Origin of the sequence: Celeribacter neptunius (genome assembly GCF_900113955.1) — a bacterium.
Lineage (GTDB): Bacteria > Pseudomonadota > Alphaproteobacteria > Rhodobacterales > Rhodobacteraceae > Celeribacter > Celeribacter neptunius.
This window is the reverse complement of record NZ_FORH01000001.1, coordinates 76,981-92,392: the sequence shown is the minus strand read 5'-3', so window position 1 is coordinate 92,392 and position 15,412 is coordinate 76,981. Positions and strand designations below refer to the sequence as shown.

Below are 15,412 nucleotides of genomic sequence, written 5' to 3'. Positions count from 1 at the left end.
TTTCGTCAGGCGGGCTTTGTCTCGCCGGCAAGCTTGATCGCGTCGGTATGGAATCCCACGCCCTTGCTCGGATTTGCCCATTTGCGCGAAAGCGCGATGAGATGCAAGGCCGCAGCGGCGGCACCGCCGCCTTTATTTTGACCTTTGCTTTCGGCGCGCACCACCGCCTGATCGCGGTTTTCCACCGTCAGGATGCCATTGCCGATGCAGAGGCCCTGAAGCCCCATGAGCTGCAGCGCCCGCGAGCTGTCGTTGCAGACGGTGTCATAATGGGTGGTCTCGCCCCGGATGACACAGCCCAGCGCCACGTAGCCGTCGAAGTTGGACAGCTTGTCGGCAATCGAGATCGCGGTCGGCACTTCGAGCGCACCGGGCACCTCGACGAGATCCCAGGTGCCCCCCGCCTCTTCGATGGTGGCCTTGGCGCCGGCCACGAGTTCATCGGCGATGTCCTTGTAATAGGGCGCAACGACGATCAGGAGCTTCACCGGTTGTTCGAACTTCGGCAGGTCGAGAATGTGATGCTGTTCAGCGGCGGCCATGGCTCAGGCTCCTTCGGTGATTTTGCGCGTTCCGGTGATCGTGAGGCCGAAGGCATCGAGCCCCGGCACTTTCGGTTGCGGGCTGTTGGTCACGAGGATCAGCTCATGCAGGCCAAGTGCTGCAAGGATCTCGGCCCCCAGGCCGTAGCGGCGCAGCGTCTGCGGCGAGGCCGCGTCTTCCTCGATCATTTTCATGCGGGTGTCGCGCAGCAGCACGACGACGCCGCGGCCCTCTTCGGCGATCAGCTCCATCGCGCCTTCGATCTCGCGCGAGGTCTTGCCGATGCCCAGCACATCTTCCAGCGGATTGAGGTTATGCACCCGCACCAGAACCGGCTTGCCATCGGTGATATCGCCCTTGGAGAGCACGATATGTTCGGCCCCGTGCAGATCGTCGGTGTAGATCTGCATCGCCCACTCGCCACCGAAGGCCGAGGTGATGGTCCGTTCGGCGCTCTTGGTCACAAGGTTGTCGTGGCGACGACGATAGGCGATCAGATCGGAAATCGTGCCGATCTTGAGATTGTGCATCTGCGCGAAGCTCACCAGATCCGGCAGCCGCGACATGGTGCCGTCCTCGTTCATGATTTCGCAGATCACCGAGCTGGGCATCAGCCCCGCCAGACGGGCGACATCGACACCGGCCTCGGTGTGACCGGCACGGACCAGGACACCGCCCTCACGGGCGCGCAGCGGAAAGATATGGCCGGGGGTGGCGATGTCTTCGGCGGTCTTCGACGGGTCGATCGCCACGGCGACGGTGCGGGCCCGATCATGGGCGGAAATGCCGGTCGACACCCCCTCTTTCGCCTCGATCGAGACGGTGAAAGCGGTTTCGTGGCGCGAGGAATTCGAAGAGGCCATCATCGGCAGGCCCAGCGCATCGATCCGTTCGCCGGTCAAGGTCACGCAGATCAAACCCCGGCCATAGGTCGCCATGAAGTTGATCGCCTCGGGCGTGGCCATTTGCGACGGGATCACCAGATCGCCTTCGTTCTCGCGATCCTCATGATCGACAAGGATGAACATCCGGCCGTTGCGGGCATCCTCGATGATCTCCTCGATCGGGGAAATCGCGGCTTCGTAGCTGTCTTGGGTCGTCGCTGTGGTATCGGACATGTCTCGGGCGGGCCTTTAAGATCTTCGGGTCGCCCTTGCCTACAGGTTTGGCGGCCCAAAGGCCAGTACATCCCACCCCGGAACACAGGAGAATTGGGCACATCCGTCTGTCAATTTGCGCGCAATTGCCTCAATCGCCGAAAAAGACCGGGGCCGGGATCGCCCCCGCAAGCTTGCCAGAGGCACACCATTCCGCTTCAAAGGCGGCCTCCGAGATCAGCACCACCGCATCCCGCGGCAGCTTGTCCCCCAAAATCTCTTTCAAACCAGCCCGTTGCACCGACCAGTCGGCAAAGGCGCGCGGCGCGTCCCCGGCCCGGTCGATCTCGTCCAAAGCGGCAATTGCACCCGGATCGAGCGGGGCATGCACCGCCGCCAGCCGCGCCGCCTTCAGCCGCGCCAGCTTGTCGGCATATTGCACCGGCAGGCGGTCGCCCTGACGAATGAGCCGCAGCGCATTGGTGGAAAACAGAAAGCCCAGCACATCACGGCCGGTCGCGGCGCGAATCGAGGCATAGGAGCGGTAGGGCAGCCCGAGCTCCTCGGCCCGGCGCACCCGACGCCGGATCACCTCCACAGGCAGGCGCTCGCCCAACAGCCCCTTGCGGGCCTGTTGCCAGGCAAACCGGCGAAAGCTCACCCCGCCATCCATCGAAGGACCACCGTTGTGGCCGACGCCAAAGCGGCTCATGCCTGCCATTCCTGCAGACGCGCGACATAGCGTGCCAGCGTGTCGATCTCGAGATTGATCTTGTCACCGACCCTGGCCGCGCCCCAAGTGGTCACCTCCTGCGTATGCGGGATGACATTGATGCCAAAGGAGGTGCCATCGACCTCGTTCACCGTCAGCGAGGTGCCATTCAGTGCCACCGAGCCCTTGGGCGCAATGAATTTTGCCAGCGCTTCGGGGGCCGCAAAGGTGATCCGCGTGCTGTCGCCCTCCTCCACCATGGCGGTGATCTCCGCCACGCCATCGACATGGCCGGACACGATATGCCCGCCCAGTTCATCGCCGAGCTTCAGAGCGCGTTCGAGGTTGAGCCGCTTGCCCTCCACCCAGTTGCCGATATTGGTTTTGGAGATGCTCTCGGCAGAAATTTCCACATCGAACCAGTTCTGAGGGTCTGTTCCCAGCGCGATCACCGTCAGGCAGACCCCGTCACAGGCGATCGAGGCGCCGATCTCGATCCCGTCCACGTCATAGGCACAGCCGATCCGGGCGCGCAGGTCGCCGCGTTTCTCGAGCTCGAGAACCGTCCCGACATCGGTGATAATTCCTGTGAACATATGGGGCTCCTGTTGCTGTCAGAGGGACGGATGAGCCTTGCCACGCAAGCGGTTCATTCGTCACCCGAAAAGAGGTAGCGCCCCGCGGCGGGCACCGCAAGAGACCGCGCTCAGGGAATATTCACCTTTCTGCACCAAGATCTGCGCCATGGTCAGTGCGAGCATCGGGACCAGAGAGGCCGCACTCCTCTGCCCACCGCCTCGAAAACCCGGCCTTACCATGCGTCAGCAGAGCCACAAATCCGCCCGATTTTCTGAGTAAACAGCTTTTAACCATGACAAGCGCGCGCCCATGTCACACAACACAGAAATGAAACACCTCAGCCCGTCAGACCCACCGGCCAGCCGTGTCTTCCTGATGCTTCAGGGACCGCACGGGCCATATTTCTGGGGTCTGGGCAAGATGTTGCGCGCCGCCGGTGCCGCGGTCTGGCGCGTCGGCTTCAACGCCGGCGACCGGGCGTTCTGGTTCTCGAGCAAAAGCTTTCTGCCCTATACCGGCACGCCGGAAGCCTGGCCCGAGACCTTTGCAGAGATCGTCGCGAACAAGGGCGTCACCGATATCGTGCTCTATGGCGACACCCGCCCGGTCCATGCGCTGGCCATCGAGAAAGCCCGCGCACTGGGCCTGACCATCCATGTGTTCGAAGAGGGCTACATCCGCCCCTATTGGGTGTCTTACGAGCGCGATGGCTCGAACGGAAATTCGAGCCTGATGGGCCTTTCCGTCGAGGATATGCGCGTCGCACTCGACAAGATCGATCAGGACAATATCGAACCGCCGGCGCAATGGGGCGACATGCGCCAGCATATCTTCTACGGCGCGCTCTATCATTGGTTCGTGCTGTTCCGGAACGGCGCATTCAAACATTTCAAGGGCCATCGCGAATTGCCGGTGACCCGCGAATTCCTCCTGTATTTCAAGCGCCTGATCCTGATGCCGCAACACTACCTGTCGCGCGGCTGGCACACGCGGCGCATCCTCAATGCCGGGCATCCGTTCCATATCGCGCTGTTGCAGCTCGAACATGATACCAGCTTTCAGGTCCATAGCCCCTATTCCACCATGCCCGAATTTATCGCCGATGTGATCCAGGGTTTCGCCACGGGCGCGCCCGCGCATCATCATCTGGTGTTCAAGGCGCATCCGCTGGAAAACGACCGGCGCAATCTCCGCCATGAAATTCGCCGCATCTCCGCCGAATATGGCGTCGAGCACCGGGTGCATTACGTGCGCGGCGGCAAGTTGCAACGGCTGTTGCACAGTGCGCGGTCCGCCGTCACGGTCAATTCCACCGCCGGTCAACAGGTCCTGTCGCTCGGCATCCCGCTGCGCATTCTCGGCCAGGCGGTCTATGACAAGCCGGAATTCGTCTCGCATCAGCCGCTCGAAGAGTTTTTCTCCCATCCCGACCGGCCGGACACCCGCGCCTATCGCGATTTTCGTCAGTTTCTGCTCGAGACCTCGCAAGTGCCCGGCGGTTTCTACTCCAAACGCGGACGGCAACAGCTCCTGCGTCTCGTCGTCGATCTGATGCTGTCGCAAGATGCGCCCGATGTGGCGCTGCTGTCCGGCACCGCGCCGCCGCGACAGCCGCTCAGACTGGTGAAATAGCAAAGATTTCCGTCGATTGGCCGCGCCTTTCCCCCTACATACAGGGGGTGAAATGTGCCGACACACAGATCCTGCGATGGTCGCGACCTCTGCGCAACACCCCTGCGACAGCGTGCCGGCGGCACGGCCCGCTTGCTGGATTTTTGACTCGCTATTGGCTAAGCTTCTATCTAAACCCGATAAAAATATGGGGCAGAGGAGATCGAGCTGTGAATATCCTGACATCGCGCGTTACCCGCGCCGTGGCCGTGCTTGCCATGACCGCCAGCTTGACAGCCTGTGGCCTGCCCCGCTCCGGCCCCAACAAGAAAGAAATTTTCGCGGGTTCCGTGATGGAGCAAGGTGATTCCTTTGTCGTCTCGGTCAATGACCGGGTCAATGCGATCACCGCGATCAATCAGGAACTCGGCTTCTCGACGGCCTTCCAGAACGCCGGCGTGATCGGCTCCGACACGATCTCTCCGGGCGACGTGCTGTCGCTGACGATCTGGGAAAACGTCGATGACGGGCTTCTCGCCGGTCAGGGCGCCAATGCCACGGTCCTCTCTGAAGTTCAGGTCGATGGCGCGGGCTTCATCTTTGTGCCCTATGCCGGTCGCATCAAGGCCGCCGGCAACAGCCCGGAAGCAATCCGCCGCATCATCACCGAGAAACTCGACGCCCAGACCCCCGATCCGCAGGTCATGGTGGCGCGCGCCGCCGGCGATGGCGCCACCGTCACCATCACCGGCAAGATCTCCGGCCAGGGCGTCTACCCGATCGAACGTCCGACCCGTCGTCTGACCGCCATGCTGGCGCATGCCGGCGGCCTCGCGGTCGAACCCGATGTCGCCCAGGTCAAAGTGATCCGCGGCTCGAAGAGCGGCAGCGTCTGGTTCCAGGATCTCTACGACAACCCGAAATACGACATCCCGCTGCGCGACGGCGACCGCATCCTAGTCGAGGCCGATCCGCGCACCTACACCGCGCTCGGCGCCACCGGCGGCCAGAGCGTGATCTCTTTCGAGACCCGCAACCTGTCGGCGCTCGAGGCCATCGCGCAAGTGGGTGGGCTGCAAACCAATTCCGCCGACCCGACCGGCGTCTTCGTGTTCCGCAACGAACCCGAAGAAATCGCCCGCCAGGTGCTCGGTCGTGACGACATCACGGGCACACAGCGCCTGATCTACGTGCTCGACCTGACCCAGCCCAATGGGCTGTTCCTGGCCCGCGACTTCCTGATCCGCGATGGCGACACGCTCTATGTCACCGAAGCGCCCTTCGTCCAATGGCAGAAAACCCTGGGTGCGATCACCGGCGTCACCGCCTCGGCCAATCAGCTGAGCAACGTCGCCAGCAATTGACGCTGAATATGGTCACGAATGGCCCATCACAAACCGCCGCCCCAGCCGCCCCGCTGGGGCGGCCTGCGTTTGAGCCCCCCCTGCTCCTTGACCGCGTCGCACAGGAACCGGATCTCAGCGGCACATCGCGACAAGACTGGGCCGATGTGATCGCCAACGACCCGCTGGACATGAGCGCCGAGCTCGACCGCGCCCGCGATGCGATCGATTGGCTGGTCGCGTTGAAACTGTCCAAGTCTGCGACCTCGATCGACGCAAACAGGCTTCCGAATGGGCCATATGTGCTGGTTCTGGATCAGCCGAAAAGCGTGGATGGCGCCCCGCCGGACACCGATATGCTGGAAATGCTGGTGTTCGCCCAGACCGAGCTGCTGAACGCCCAGGTGGCGGTGCTCTGCTGTGCCGACGGCTATTTCACCAGCCATGCCGATCCGCGGATCAGCCTCTTGCCGCCGGAGAGCAATCTCTACGCCCTGCTGGAAAGCGCCACCGCGGTCTACACCCATAGCGCCGGCTTTGGCGCCGATGCGATTTTCGCCGGTCACCGCCCCCGGGTCTTCGGTCAGCCCTGGTACGGTGGCCTCGGATTGAGCCAGGATGAACGCCCCGATCCGCATGCCACGCGGCGGCTCACCCGGGCGCAGCTGTTCCACGCCGCCTTCATGCGCGCGACGCAATGGCACGCCGGAGAGACCGCGCTGGAGATCGAGGCCGTTCTGGCCCGGCTCGAGACCCGCGAGCGCGCCCTGCGCGAAGATGCCTCGGGCTATGTCGCCAGCAATATCCTGCGCTGGAAACACGGGTTTCTGAAGAGCTATCTCGGGCGCGGCGGGATCACCGTGACCGACGCCCCGGAGGAGATCGCGACCGAGAAAGCCAGGGGGCGCCGCCATCTTGTCTGGGGCAATGATCCCGCGGCCGATCTGCGACTCGAGGACGGTTTCCTGCGCTCGCGGGGCCTGGGCGCGGCGCTGGTGCGGCCATTGTCTCTGGTGCTCGATGACATCGGGATCTATTTCGATCCGACCCGCCCGTCGCGGCTCGAACAGATGATCGCGGAACGCGCCTCGCTCAGCCCGGCGCAATCCCGGCGGATCGATACATTCCTCACCCGGCTTCGCGCGCTCAACCTGAGCAAATACAATGTCGGAACCGGGGTGCCGCCCCTGCCCGAGGGGCATCGCATCCTCGTGGCCGGACAGGTCGAAGATGACGCCTCGATCACCCTGGGCGCGGGCGAGATTGCCAGCAACCGCGCCCTGCTGGAGGCGGCCCGCGCGGCGCACCCGCAGGCGGTGATCGTCTACAAGCCACATCCGGATGTCGAGGCAGGCCTGCGCAAGGGCAAGCTCGGCGACGCGGAAAAGCGCGCCGATGTCGTCGCCCATGAGGCCGATCCATTGGCGCTCATCGAGGCCTGCGATGAGGTCTGGACCATGACCTCGCTGATCGGGTTTGAGGCGCTGTTGCGCGACAGGCCCGTCACCTGCACCGGCGCGCCGTTCTACGCCGGCTGGGGGCTGACCACGGATCTCGGCAAGGTGCCGGCCCGGCGCGGGGCGCATCCGACACTTTTGGGGCTCGCCCATGCCGTGCTCATCGATTACCCGCGCTATTTCGACCCGAAAACCGGCGCCCCGCTGTCACCGGAAGAGGCGCTGGAGTATCTCTCCACGGCACCGCAAGGACGCAGTCGCCTGACACAGGCGCTCCTCGCGAAACTGCGCCAGGCCCGGGCGGCGTTTCTGGGTCTCAGCTAGGTTTTCTCAACAGATCCGCTGCCAAAGCGTCAAGGCATCCGGGCCGACCTGTTCCATCCTGGCCAGGGCAAAGCGCTTGGCCTGCGCCAACCGGTCGAGCCCCAGCACCCCCAGGCCCGGAAGGCCCTCGGCGCCGAGCCCGAGCCCGGCGGTGAACAGCGCCACATGATCCACAACATCCGCGCTCAGAAGCGAGGCGGAGAGCGCACCGCCGCCTTCGCAAAACACCCGAGTGAGCCCATGTTCGGCCAAGGCCTGCATCGCCGCCCCGGGGGCGAGCTGACCATAGGTGACCGGCACCTCGATCAGCGTCGCACCGAGCCCCTGCCAGACCGAAATCAATTCCGGCGCGGCGTCCGGGCCATGCAGGATCCAGACCGGGATCTCGCCCGCGGTCCGCGCCAGATTGCCGGTCTGTGGCAGATCGAGCCTGCGCGACATGACCACACGCACCGGCTGGTAATCGACCCCGAGACCGCGCACGGTCAGGGTCGGATCGTCGATCCGCGCCGTGCCGCCGCCGACCAGAACCGCATCGTGTCCCGCCCGCATGGCATGGACCCGACGCCGGGCCTCCGGCCCGGTGATCCATTGGCTTTCGCCGGTCGCCGTGGCAATCCGCCCGTCCCAGGACATGGCGAGTTTGAGCGTCAGCATCGGGCGCGCGTTCACGACCTTCGACAGGAACCCCTGTTGCTGTTCCCGGGCCTCGCGCTCACAGACGCCGGTGAGAACGTCGATGCCGGCGCTTTGCAGCATTGCAATGCCGCGCCCGTTCACCCGCGGATCGGGATCGCCCAGCGCCACAACGACGCGAGAGACACCGGAGGCGACCAAAGCCTCGGCACAGGGCGGGGTCTTGCCATGATGGGAACAGGGTTCGAGCGTCACATAGGCGGTCGCGCCGCGAGCGGCGTCACCAGCCTGCGCCAGCGCCATGGTCTCGGCATGAGGACGTCCTCCGGGCTGGGTCCAGCCCCGCCCGACGATCCGGCCTTGGTGCAGGATGACACAGCCCACCGCCGGGTTCGGCCAGGTCCGGCCAAGCCCGCGCGCCGCCAGCGACAGCGCGTGGCGCATATGGCGAACATCGGTGTCGCGGCTCATTCGTCTGCTTTAGGGTCCGGGCGCAACTCGCTGACGAATTTATCGAAATCGTCGGCAGCCTGGAAATTCTTATAGACCGAAGCAAAGCGCACATAGGCCACCGTGTCGATCCGCGCCAGGCTCTCCATGACGATCTCGCCAATGGTTTTCGACGGGATATCCGTCTCGCCCATGCTCTCGAGACGCCGCACGATGCCGGAAATCATCTGATCCAGACGCTCCGGCTCTATCGGACGTTTCTGGGCCGCGATGCGGATCGAGCGTTCGAGCTTGTCGCGATCGAAATCCTCGCGCCGCCCGTTCGATTTGACCACCACGAGATCGCGCAGCTGCACGCGTTCATAAGTGGTGAAACGACCCCCACAGGCGGAACAGAAGCGGCGGCGCCGGATCGCGACATGATCCTCGGCCGGGCGGCTATCTTTCACCTGGGTATCGACATTTCCGCAAAATGGACAACGCATAAGCGCCCCCTTATCTCATCTCTGCCTCGTCAATCTGGGCTCTCTGTCCCAGTTATCCACAGGCACTATAGGGGGCCGCCTAGAATTTGGGTAGTTTAAATTTTAATCCCAAGATGTAGTGGCATCGGTTTTATCCCCGCTCTCGACCGCCCCGCCTAACGCATGAGGGCCAGCACGCGTCTTTGGTGTGGCCGGGTGCGATGTTCGAAAAGGTATACTCCTTGCCAAGTTCCGAGCGCCATACGCCCGGAAATGACAGGAATGGTCATGGTTGTCGGCAACAGTGCCGACTTGATATGGGCCGGCATATCGTCCGGCCCCTCATAGGTATGGGTCAGATAGGCCATCGAGGGATCGGTGCTGGGCGGCACTAGGCGATGGAAATAGGCGCGCAGGTCGCTTTGCACTTCCGGGTCGGCATTCTCCTGAATGACGAGCGAGGCCGAGGTGTGCTGCACCATCAAGGTCAGCGCCGCCTCCATCGGCCCCTCGCCCGCCACCCAGCGTGCCAGATCCCGCGTGAACTCGTAGAGGCCGGGCCCGTGGGTGTCGATCTCGAACAGGCGGTGGCTCATGGACAGCTCCCCGCCTCGTCGCGGCGCCAGCTCTCATGCTCGAAATCCCAGCAGTAGCCCGCCTCCGCATAGGTGTCGGCAAAGCTGAACACCGTGTAGCTGACACTCTCGGGCAGGCAGTCGAGCCTTGCGATCTCGTGCTCCCCCTGCTCGACGATCACCCCGCCGGCAAGCGCATCCGCCGCCTCCTCGACCGCTTTCTCCTTGTCCAGACTGCCCCAGATCCGATAGCTATAATCGCCGTTCGTGAGGCTGAGATCCTCCCAGATGCTGCGGCCGACACCGGGCCAGGGGGTGACCCGGACCTCTTCATAGGGGCGGAACACTTCCAGCTCCGGCATTTTGCCGGGACGACCGAACCGGTAGCGCAGCCCCTCTAGTCCGGCACCGTCTATTCCGGCATCGAGCGTGACGCTCTTGCCATTGGCGAAACCGCAGTGGAACAGCGGCACCTCTTCGGTCGAGCCTGGTTCGGCCTGAACGGGCTGAGCCAGGCTCACATGGACCAGACAAGCGCCCAGCAGCGCCGCATAAGACAGTCGTTTCACTGGCACCTCCGCATCATCGCACCGGAAGGATTGTAGCCCGACGGGGCGGCGATGGGAAAGCGTTAAGCGGCCCTCACCCCGCTTCGCAGCGGACGATGGGTCCGACGTTTTCGGGGCTCAGAGAGACGCTTTGCACCTCCGCCGCCTCGATCGGGGACAGGAAGACCTGATCAAGCGTCTCGATGCAGCGCGCAAGATCTGCCACCGGCACCCTGATCACGACGACCTCCGGCGCCTCCGCACTGACCGGCGCAACATCGACCACTTCTCGTAGCGGATCGGGCGAGACGATCGCCTCGGCCATGCGGATGATCGGGCGCACAACGGGCGCAATTACCATGCTCTCACCCGCGTCCGTCCGGGACAGAAAGGGCGCGGCACCGGCCATCGCAACAAGCCCAAGAGCAAGACCTGTGATCCGTGACTTCATGCGACGATCCCCCGTGCGTTCCGATACCTCTCTGCAAGAGAACAGGGGAATGCTTAACGAAGCCTCAGGGCCGGATCAGAAATCTGTGGATAAGTCGATCAATTGTCGTCGAAGACCAGACGTGCCTCAGAAATCACCGGCATCGCCTCGCTGGCCCAGTCGATCAGCCCGTGCAGCGGCGTCAGAAAGGAGGCCCCGAGATCGGTGAGACTGTAGCTCACCGAGGGCGGCTTGGTGTCAAAGACCTCGCGCCGGACAAGCCCGTCGCGCTCCAGATCGCGCAAGGACTGGGTCAGCATGCGCTTGGAAATATCCGGCAAGGCGCGCCCCAGCGCGTTGAACCGCTGCGGGCCGTTTTCCAGCTCCAACAGGATGAGCGAGGTCCATTTCGCCGCGACATGGTCGAGCACCTGCCGCACCGGGCAGGCCTGAAAATCGAACCCCTGGGCTTTCCAGGCTTCAAGACGGGTTTGGGCGGCATCTCGCATCTCCACGCTCCCTCCGGGTGGTTCCCTTGCTGTTACCTTGGACCGGAAAAGTGCCTCCTTTTCAGATCGACAAAAGGTCTCTAATTGAGACCTGTATCCGAAATGAACCCAAAAGGGAATAGACATGACCACATATCTCGTCACCGGCGCCTCCGGCCAGCTCGGCCAGCGTGTCGTCGATCATCTCGCCACGCTGGTCGCCAAGGATGACATCCTTGCCCTCGTGCGCTCCGACAAAGCCGCCGAAAGCTTTGCCGCAAAAGGCATCGCCACCCGTCGCGGTGACTACACCGATGCGACCGCGCTCGCGGCGGCGTTTGCCGGCGTCGACCGCCTGCTGCTGATCTCGTCGTCGGAAGTCGGCCAGCGCGCCGTGCAACATGGCAATGTCATCAAGGCCGCCAAGGCCGCGGGCGTGGCGTTCATCGCCTACACGTCGATCCTCAAGGCCGACACCGGCGATATGGCGCTGGCCGAGGAGCATCTCGCCACCGAGACGGCCCTCGTCGAGAGCGGCATCCCTCATACGCTCCTGCGCAATGGCTGGTATTCCGAGAATATAACCATGACACTGGCGCAGGATCTGGAGCTCGGTCAGCATTTCGGCGCCGCAGGCGACGGGACGTTCGCCACCGCCTCGCGTCAGGACTTTGCCGAAGCCGCCGCCATCGTGCTGGCCGGCGGTCATGATGGTGAGGTGCTGGAACTGGCGGGAGACGCTGCTTTCAGCCTCGCCGACTATGCCGGCATCGTCACCGACCTGTCCGGCAAGGAAGTGTCCTACACCGACATGCCCGAAGCCGCCTTTGCCGAAGCGCTGGTCGGCGCGGGCCTGCCCGCCCCCTTCGCCGCAATCCTGGCGGATTCGGATGCGAAAGCCGCCAAGGGCGCGCTGTTCGATGACAGCCACACGCTTTCGAAACTGATCGGTCACCCGACCGAGCCGATTGCCGAGACGGTGAAAGCGGCGCTCTGAGCGCAAGACCCCGGCGGGGCGGTCAGTCGAACATCGCCTCGCCCATCTGATCGATGAACATCTGTGCCTTCATCAGGCTCCCCTGTTCCGCATCTTCCTTTGAGGCCATGGTGTCGGCCCGGATCATCTCATGCACTTTCACCTCGCCATCGATCTCCTTCTCGATCCGGGCGGCGACGCGGTAGCCGCTCGCCTCCTTGATCGGCTCCGGGAAGATCAGGAAATCATCGCCATAGAGGACGGGTTCGGCAGTCGGCTTGGAGGCGGCGTCTGAACCGGATGTGTCAGCGGATTTACCACCGAAGAGTTTGGAAAAGAGCGACATGGGGGCCTCCTGTTTGGGAGGCCAGTGTGGAACGAGAGCGATGGGAGTGCAAGGTGGGGATCGCCGACCCTTTCCTCTTTCGAGACTGGAGCGAAGCCGCGCAACGCCTGACCGGGGGATGGCGACGAAACGGATGAACGGGGCAGTTTATGCCCACCAAATCCGTCGGACGTTTGAAATAGGCTGTGCCCCATCAAAATCGCCAGACCGTCACGCCAAAGGCGTGCCGACTATTTGTGGCGCACCTTTGGTGCGACGGACGGGTCATGCCGGAGGCATGCTTTCAGCATGACCGATGCGCGGCGGCCTACGGCCTTGTTCCGCGCAAGAGACCATTCAATCCAGTTTTTCTATTGCTGTATCAATTGCGTCTATGGCAACCGCCCCATCACCTTCCGGGTTACCCGCCTCCTCGATCAATTCTCTCGCTTCCAGCAGAACTTCTTTAATTTCAAAGACCGTTTTTGCCCCAACATAAGACCCCGGCGGGGGGAGCTTAGCCTCTGGAAAAGGTTGCGCATTGGGATAATCGCACTTCCCTGTGGAAACCTCAGCAACTCTCCCACCATTCACCCCGAAATACGACGCGATGTCATGTTGCTTATCTCCTCGATCAAGCATCCCTTTAACAATTTGGGTTTCCCGATATGTAAAAGCCATATTTCCCTCCAATAAAATAAGGGAATTATGCCTCAGCACCTCACAAAAGCGAGAAAAATAAAAGGCGCTCCTCAGAGCGCCTATTAAATTACTGATCCAGGAAACTCCGCAGCTTCCGGCTCCGCGAGGGGTGCTTCAGCTTCCTGAGCGCCTTCGCCTCGATCTGACGGATCCGTTCGCGGGTCACGGAGAACTGTTGGCCGACCTCTTCGAGCGTGTGGTCGGTGTTCATGCCGATGCCGAAGCGCATCCGCAGCACGCGTTCTTCGCGCGGAGTGAGCGAGGCCAAGACCCGGGTGGTGGTCTCCTTGAGGTTTTCCTGAATGGCGGCATCCAGGGGCAGAACCGCGTTCTTGTCCTCGATGAAATCGCCCAGCTGGCTGTCTTCCTCGTCGCCGATCGGCGTCTCCAAGGAGATCGGTTCCTTGGCGATCTTCATCACCTTGCGGACCTTCTCGAGCGGCATTTGCAGCTTTTCGGCCAATTCTTCCGGCGTCGGTTCGCGGCCGATCTCGTGCAGCATCTGACGACCGGTCCGCACCAGCTTGTTGATCGTCTCGATCATATGCACAGGAATCCGAATGGTGCGGGCCTGATCCGCGATGGATCGCGTGATCGCCTGACGGATCCACCAGGTGGCGTAGGTCGAGAATTTATAACCGCGACGGTATTCGAACTTATCGACCGCCTTCATCAGGCCGATGTTGCCTTCCTGAATGAGATCGAGGAATTGCAGACCACGGTTGGTGTATTTCTTGGCGATCGAGATCACCAGACGCAGGTTGGCCTCGACCATTTCCTTCTTGGCCTGACGGGCCTCTTTCTCGCCCTTCTGCACCTGTTGCACGATGCGGCGGAATTCGGAAATGTCGACACCGACATATTGCCCGACCATCGCCATCTCGGAGCGCAGCTCGTCGACCTTCTCGGAATGGCGTTCGATGAACATCTGCCAGCCGCGACCGGATTTCTCGCCCATACGGTCAAGCCAGTTCGGGTCCAGTTCGGAGCCGCGATATTCCTCGATGAACTCGCGACGGTTGATCCGCGCCTGGTCGGCCAGTTTCACCATCGAGCTGTCGATCGACATGATGCGCTTGTTGATGCCGTAGAGCTGGTCGATCAGCGCCTCGATCCGGTTGTTATGCAGGTGAAGCGAGTTCACCAGCACCACAATCTCGGAGCGGAGCTGTTGATATTGCGCCTCTTCCGCCGCCGAAAACGAGCCATCCTCGTTCAAGGTCGCCGACATCCTGAGATCCTGCATCTCGGAGAGATGGGCAAAATCTTCGGAAATCCGGGCGAGTGTCTCGAGGACCTGCGGCTTGAGCGCCGCTTCCATCGCGGCCAAGGACATGTTGGCCTGCTCGTCGTCATCCTCGTCATCGTCATCCGAGGAGATCGGATTGCCGTCGGCGTCGTATTCCTGTTCCTTTTCCTTGGACTCGCCGGCATTGGCCTCGGCGTTGAGCCCTTCGACGACATTCTCCTCTTCCTCATCCTCATCGACGCCACCGCCAAAGGTGGCCTCGAGATCGATGACGTCGCGCAGGAGAATATCCTCGGACAGAAGTTCGTCATGCCAGATGGTGATCGCCTGGAAGGTCAGCGGGCTTTCGCAGAGCCCGGCGATCATGGTGTTGCGCCCGGCCTCGATGCGTTTGGCGATGGCAATCTCGCCCTCGCGCGACAGAAGCTCGACCGAGCCCATCTCACGCAGATACATGCGCACCGGGTCGTCGGTGCGGTCGAGCTTTTCGGTGTCCGAAGAGGCGGTCGCCAGTTCGCGCGAGCCGGAGGTGGCAACAAGCTCACCGCCCTTGGCATCGCCCTTCTGGTCCTCGTCCTCGACTTCCTCGTCCTCGATGATGTTGATGCCCATCTCCGAGAGCATCGACATCACGTCTTCGATCTGTTCCGAACTGACCTGTTCCGGCGGCAGGACCTTGTTGAGCTGATCATAGGTGATATAGCCCTTTTCGCGCGCCTCCGAGATCATCTTCTTGACCGCGGCCTGGCTCACGTCGAGCATCACGTCCTGGTCCTGATCGTCGGTCTTGGCGTCGTCGTTGTCCTTTGCGGCCATGCGGCTCTCTCCTCATTTCACGTCACGGGAACGGTGCCTTGGCCGTGGCCAGGGGAGCCCCCATTCCGATCTTGGTCGATCTTGCTC

17 protein-coding genes are annotated in these 15,412 nt (G+C 62.6%); 4 read left to right on the top strand and 13 right to left on the bottom strand.

From position 1 onward, the window contains the following. Positions 1–5: 5 nt before the first annotated feature. From BM151_RS00465 to BM151_RS00450, 4 genes are all read right to left on the bottom strand, one after another. Positions 6–542, bottom strand: coding sequence for a 6,7-dimethyl-8-ribityllumazine synthase (locus tag BM151_RS00465; RefSeq protein WP_090055545.1), 537 nt, complete (start codon positions 540–542; stop codon positions 6–8). 3 nt (positions 543–545) lie between these two features. After that, positions 546–1,661 (bottom strand): 3,4-dihydroxy-2-butanone-4-phosphate synthase, encoded by a 1,116-nt coding sequence (gene ribB / locus BM151_RS00460; protein ID WP_090055542.1) that lies wholly within the window; start codon positions 1,659–1,661, stop codon positions 546–548. Between the two features lie 130 nt (positions 1,662–1,791). Next, on the bottom strand, positions 1,792–2,352 hold the full coding sequence (locus BM151_RS00455; RefSeq protein ID WP_090055537.1) for a hypothetical protein: 561 nt from the start codon (positions 2,350–2,352) through the stop codon (positions 1,792–1,794). Continuing rightward, a complete protein-coding gene (locus BM151_RS00450; RefSeq protein WP_090055534.1) occupies positions 2,349–2,948 on the bottom strand; it encodes a riboflavin synthase in 600 nt (199 codons plus the stop codon). The genes BM151_RS00455 and BM151_RS00450 overlap by 4 nt, the downstream gene beginning before the upstream one ends. 292 nt (positions 2,949–3,240) lie before the next feature. Between BM151_RS00450 and BM151_RS00445 the strand changes: the two genes are divergently transcribed. The 3 genes from BM151_RS00445 to BM151_RS00435 all read left to right on the top strand — a co-directional run bounded on the left by BM151_RS00445 (position 3,241) and on the right by BM151_RS00435 (position 7,666). After that, the gene (locus BM151_RS00445; protein WP_245781056.1) at positions 3,241–4,563 is read left to right on the top strand and encodes a capsule biosynthesis protein; all 1,323 of its coding nucleotides are present in this window, start codon (positions 3,241–3,243) and stop codon (positions 4,561–4,563) included. 209 nt (positions 4,564–4,772) lie between these two features. Beyond that, positions 4,773–5,906, top strand: a complete 1,134-nt coding sequence (locus BM151_RS00440; protein WP_425429521.1) for a polysaccharide biosynthesis/export family protein — start codon at positions 4,773–4,775, stop codon at positions 5,904–5,906. 146 nt (positions 5,907–6,052) lie between these two features. Further along, positions 6,053–7,666, top strand: a complete 1,614-nt coding sequence (locus BM151_RS00435) for a capsular polysaccharide biosynthesis protein (RefSeq protein WP_177212979.1) — start codon at positions 6,053–6,055, stop codon at positions 7,664–7,666. A 6-nt stretch (positions 7,667–7,672) separates the two neighbouring features. Here the strand turns inward: BM151_RS00435 and ribD are convergent, their stop codons facing one another. The 6 genes from ribD to BM151_RS00405 form a co-directional block, all read right to left on the bottom strand. Continuing rightward, positions 7,673–8,773 (bottom strand): bifunctional diaminohydroxyphosphoribosylaminopyrimidine deaminase/5-amino-6-(5-phosphoribosylamino)uracil reductase RibD, encoded by a 1,101-nt coding sequence (gene ribD, locus BM151_RS00430; RefSeq protein ID WP_090055525.1) that lies wholly within the window; start codon positions 8,771–8,773, stop codon positions 7,673–7,675. Further along, entirely contained in the window at positions 8,770–9,237 is a 468-nt protein-coding gene (nrdR, locus tag BM151_RS00425) for a transcriptional regulator NrdR (RefSeq protein WP_090055522.1), read from the bottom strand. Before nrdR ends, ribD begins: the two co-directional genes overlap by 4 nt. A gap of 155 nt (positions 9,238–9,392) precedes the next feature. Beyond that, positions 9,393–9,812, bottom strand: coding sequence for a secondary thiamine-phosphate synthase enzyme YjbQ (locus BM151_RS00420; protein WP_090055517.1), 420 nt, complete (start codon positions 9,810–9,812; stop codon positions 9,393–9,395). Then, on the bottom strand, positions 9,809–10,360 hold the full coding sequence (locus BM151_RS00415) for a hypothetical protein (RefSeq protein WP_090055514.1): 552 nt from the start codon (positions 10,358–10,360) through the stop codon (positions 9,809–9,811). The genes BM151_RS00420 and BM151_RS00415 overlap by 4 nt, the downstream gene beginning before the upstream one ends. Before the next feature lie 73 nt (positions 10,361–10,433). Then, on the bottom strand, positions 10,434–10,790 hold the full coding sequence (locus BM151_RS00410) for a hypothetical protein (protein WP_143093006.1): 357 nt from the start codon (positions 10,788–10,790) through the stop codon (positions 10,434–10,436). A gap of 98 nt (positions 10,791–10,888) precedes the next feature. After that, positions 10,889–11,278 carry a winged helix-turn-helix transcriptional regulator gene (locus BM151_RS00405; protein ID WP_090055509.1) on the bottom strand — a complete coding sequence of 130 codons (390 nt, stop codon included), beginning with the start codon at positions 11,276–11,278 and terminating at the stop codon, positions 10,889–10,891. A gap of 124 nt (positions 11,279–11,402) precedes the next feature. Between BM151_RS00405 and BM151_RS00400 the strand changes: the two genes are divergently transcribed. Further along, positions 11,403–12,254, top strand: coding sequence for an SDR family oxidoreductase (locus BM151_RS00400; RefSeq protein ID WP_090055508.1), 852 nt, complete (start codon positions 11,403–11,405; stop codon positions 12,252–12,254). Between the two features lie 22 nt (positions 12,255–12,276). Here BM151_RS00400 and BM151_RS00395 read toward each other — a convergent pair whose 3' ends face one another. From BM151_RS00395 to rpoD, 3 genes are all read right to left on the bottom strand, one after another. Next, on the bottom strand, positions 12,277–12,579 hold the full coding sequence (locus tag BM151_RS00395; RefSeq protein ID WP_090055507.1) for an HlyU family transcriptional regulator: 303 nt from the start codon (positions 12,577–12,579) through the stop codon (positions 12,277–12,279). Positions 12,580–12,915: 336 nt separating this feature from the next. Beyond that, positions 12,916–13,239, bottom strand: a complete 324-nt coding sequence (locus BM151_RS00390; protein ID WP_090055506.1) for a hypothetical protein — start codon at positions 13,237–13,239, stop codon at positions 12,916–12,918. Positions 13,240–13,327: 88 nt separating this feature from the next. Then, positions 13,328–15,325, bottom strand: a complete 1,998-nt coding sequence (gene rpoD / locus BM151_RS00385; RefSeq protein WP_090055504.1) for an RNA polymerase sigma factor RpoD — start codon at positions 15,323–15,325, stop codon at positions 13,328–13,330. Positions 15,326–15,412: the final 87 nt, after the last annotated feature.

Excerpts from the sequence above, each read along its gene's own strand:
- BM151_RS00465 (WP_090055545.1), bottom strand. The coding sequence starts at position 542 with ATGGCCGCCGCTGAACAGCATCACATTCTCGACCTGCCGAAGTTCGAA.
- ribB (WP_090055542.1), bottom strand. The coding sequence starts at position 1,661 with ATGTCCGATACCACAGCGACGACCCAAGACAGCTACGAAGCCGCGATT.
- BM151_RS00455 (WP_090055537.1), bottom strand. The coding sequence starts at position 2,352 with ATGAGCCGCTTTGGCGTCGGCCACAACGGTGGTCCTTCGATGGATGGC.
- BM151_RS00450 (WP_090055534.1), bottom strand. The coding sequence starts at position 2,948 with ATGTTCACAGGAATTATCACCGATGTCGGGACGGTTCTCGAGCTCGAG.
- BM151_RS00445 (WP_245781056.1), top strand. The coding sequence starts at position 3,241 with ATGTCACACAACACAGAAATGAAACACCTCAGCCCGTCAGACCCACCG.
- ribD (WP_090055525.1), bottom strand. The coding sequence starts at position 8,773 with ATGAGCCGCGACACCGATGTTCGCCATATGCGCCACGCGCTGTCGCTG.
- nrdR (WP_090055522.1), bottom strand. The coding sequence starts at position 9,237 with ATGCGTTGTCCATTTTGCGGAAATGTCGATACCCAGGTGAAAGATAGC.
- BM151_RS00420 (WP_090055517.1), bottom strand. The coding sequence starts at position 9,812 with ATGAGCCACCGCCTGTTCGAGATCGACACCCACGGGCCCGGCCTCTAC.
- BM151_RS00410 (WP_143093006.1), bottom strand. The coding sequence starts at position 10,790 with ATGAAGTCACGGATCACAGGTCTTGCTCTTGGGCTTGTTGCGATGGCC.
- BM151_RS00405 (WP_090055509.1), bottom strand. The coding sequence starts at position 11,278 with ATGCGAGATGCCGCCCAAACCCGTCTTGAAGCCTGGAAAGCCCAGGGG.
- BM151_RS00400 (WP_090055508.1), top strand. The coding sequence starts at position 11,403 with ATGACCACATATCTCGTCACCGGCGCCTCCGGCCAGCTCGGCCAGCGT.
- BM151_RS00395 (WP_090055507.1), bottom strand. The coding sequence starts at position 12,579 with ATGTCGCTCTTTTCCAAACTCTTCGGTGGTAAATCCGCTGACACATCC.
- BM151_RS00390 (WP_090055506.1), bottom strand. The coding sequence starts at position 13,239 with ATGGCTTTTACATATCGGGAAACCCAAATTGTTAAAGGGATGCTTGAT.
- rpoD (WP_090055504.1), bottom strand. The coding sequence starts at position 15,325 with ATGGCCGCAAAGGACAACGACGACGCCAAGACCGACGATCAGGACCAG.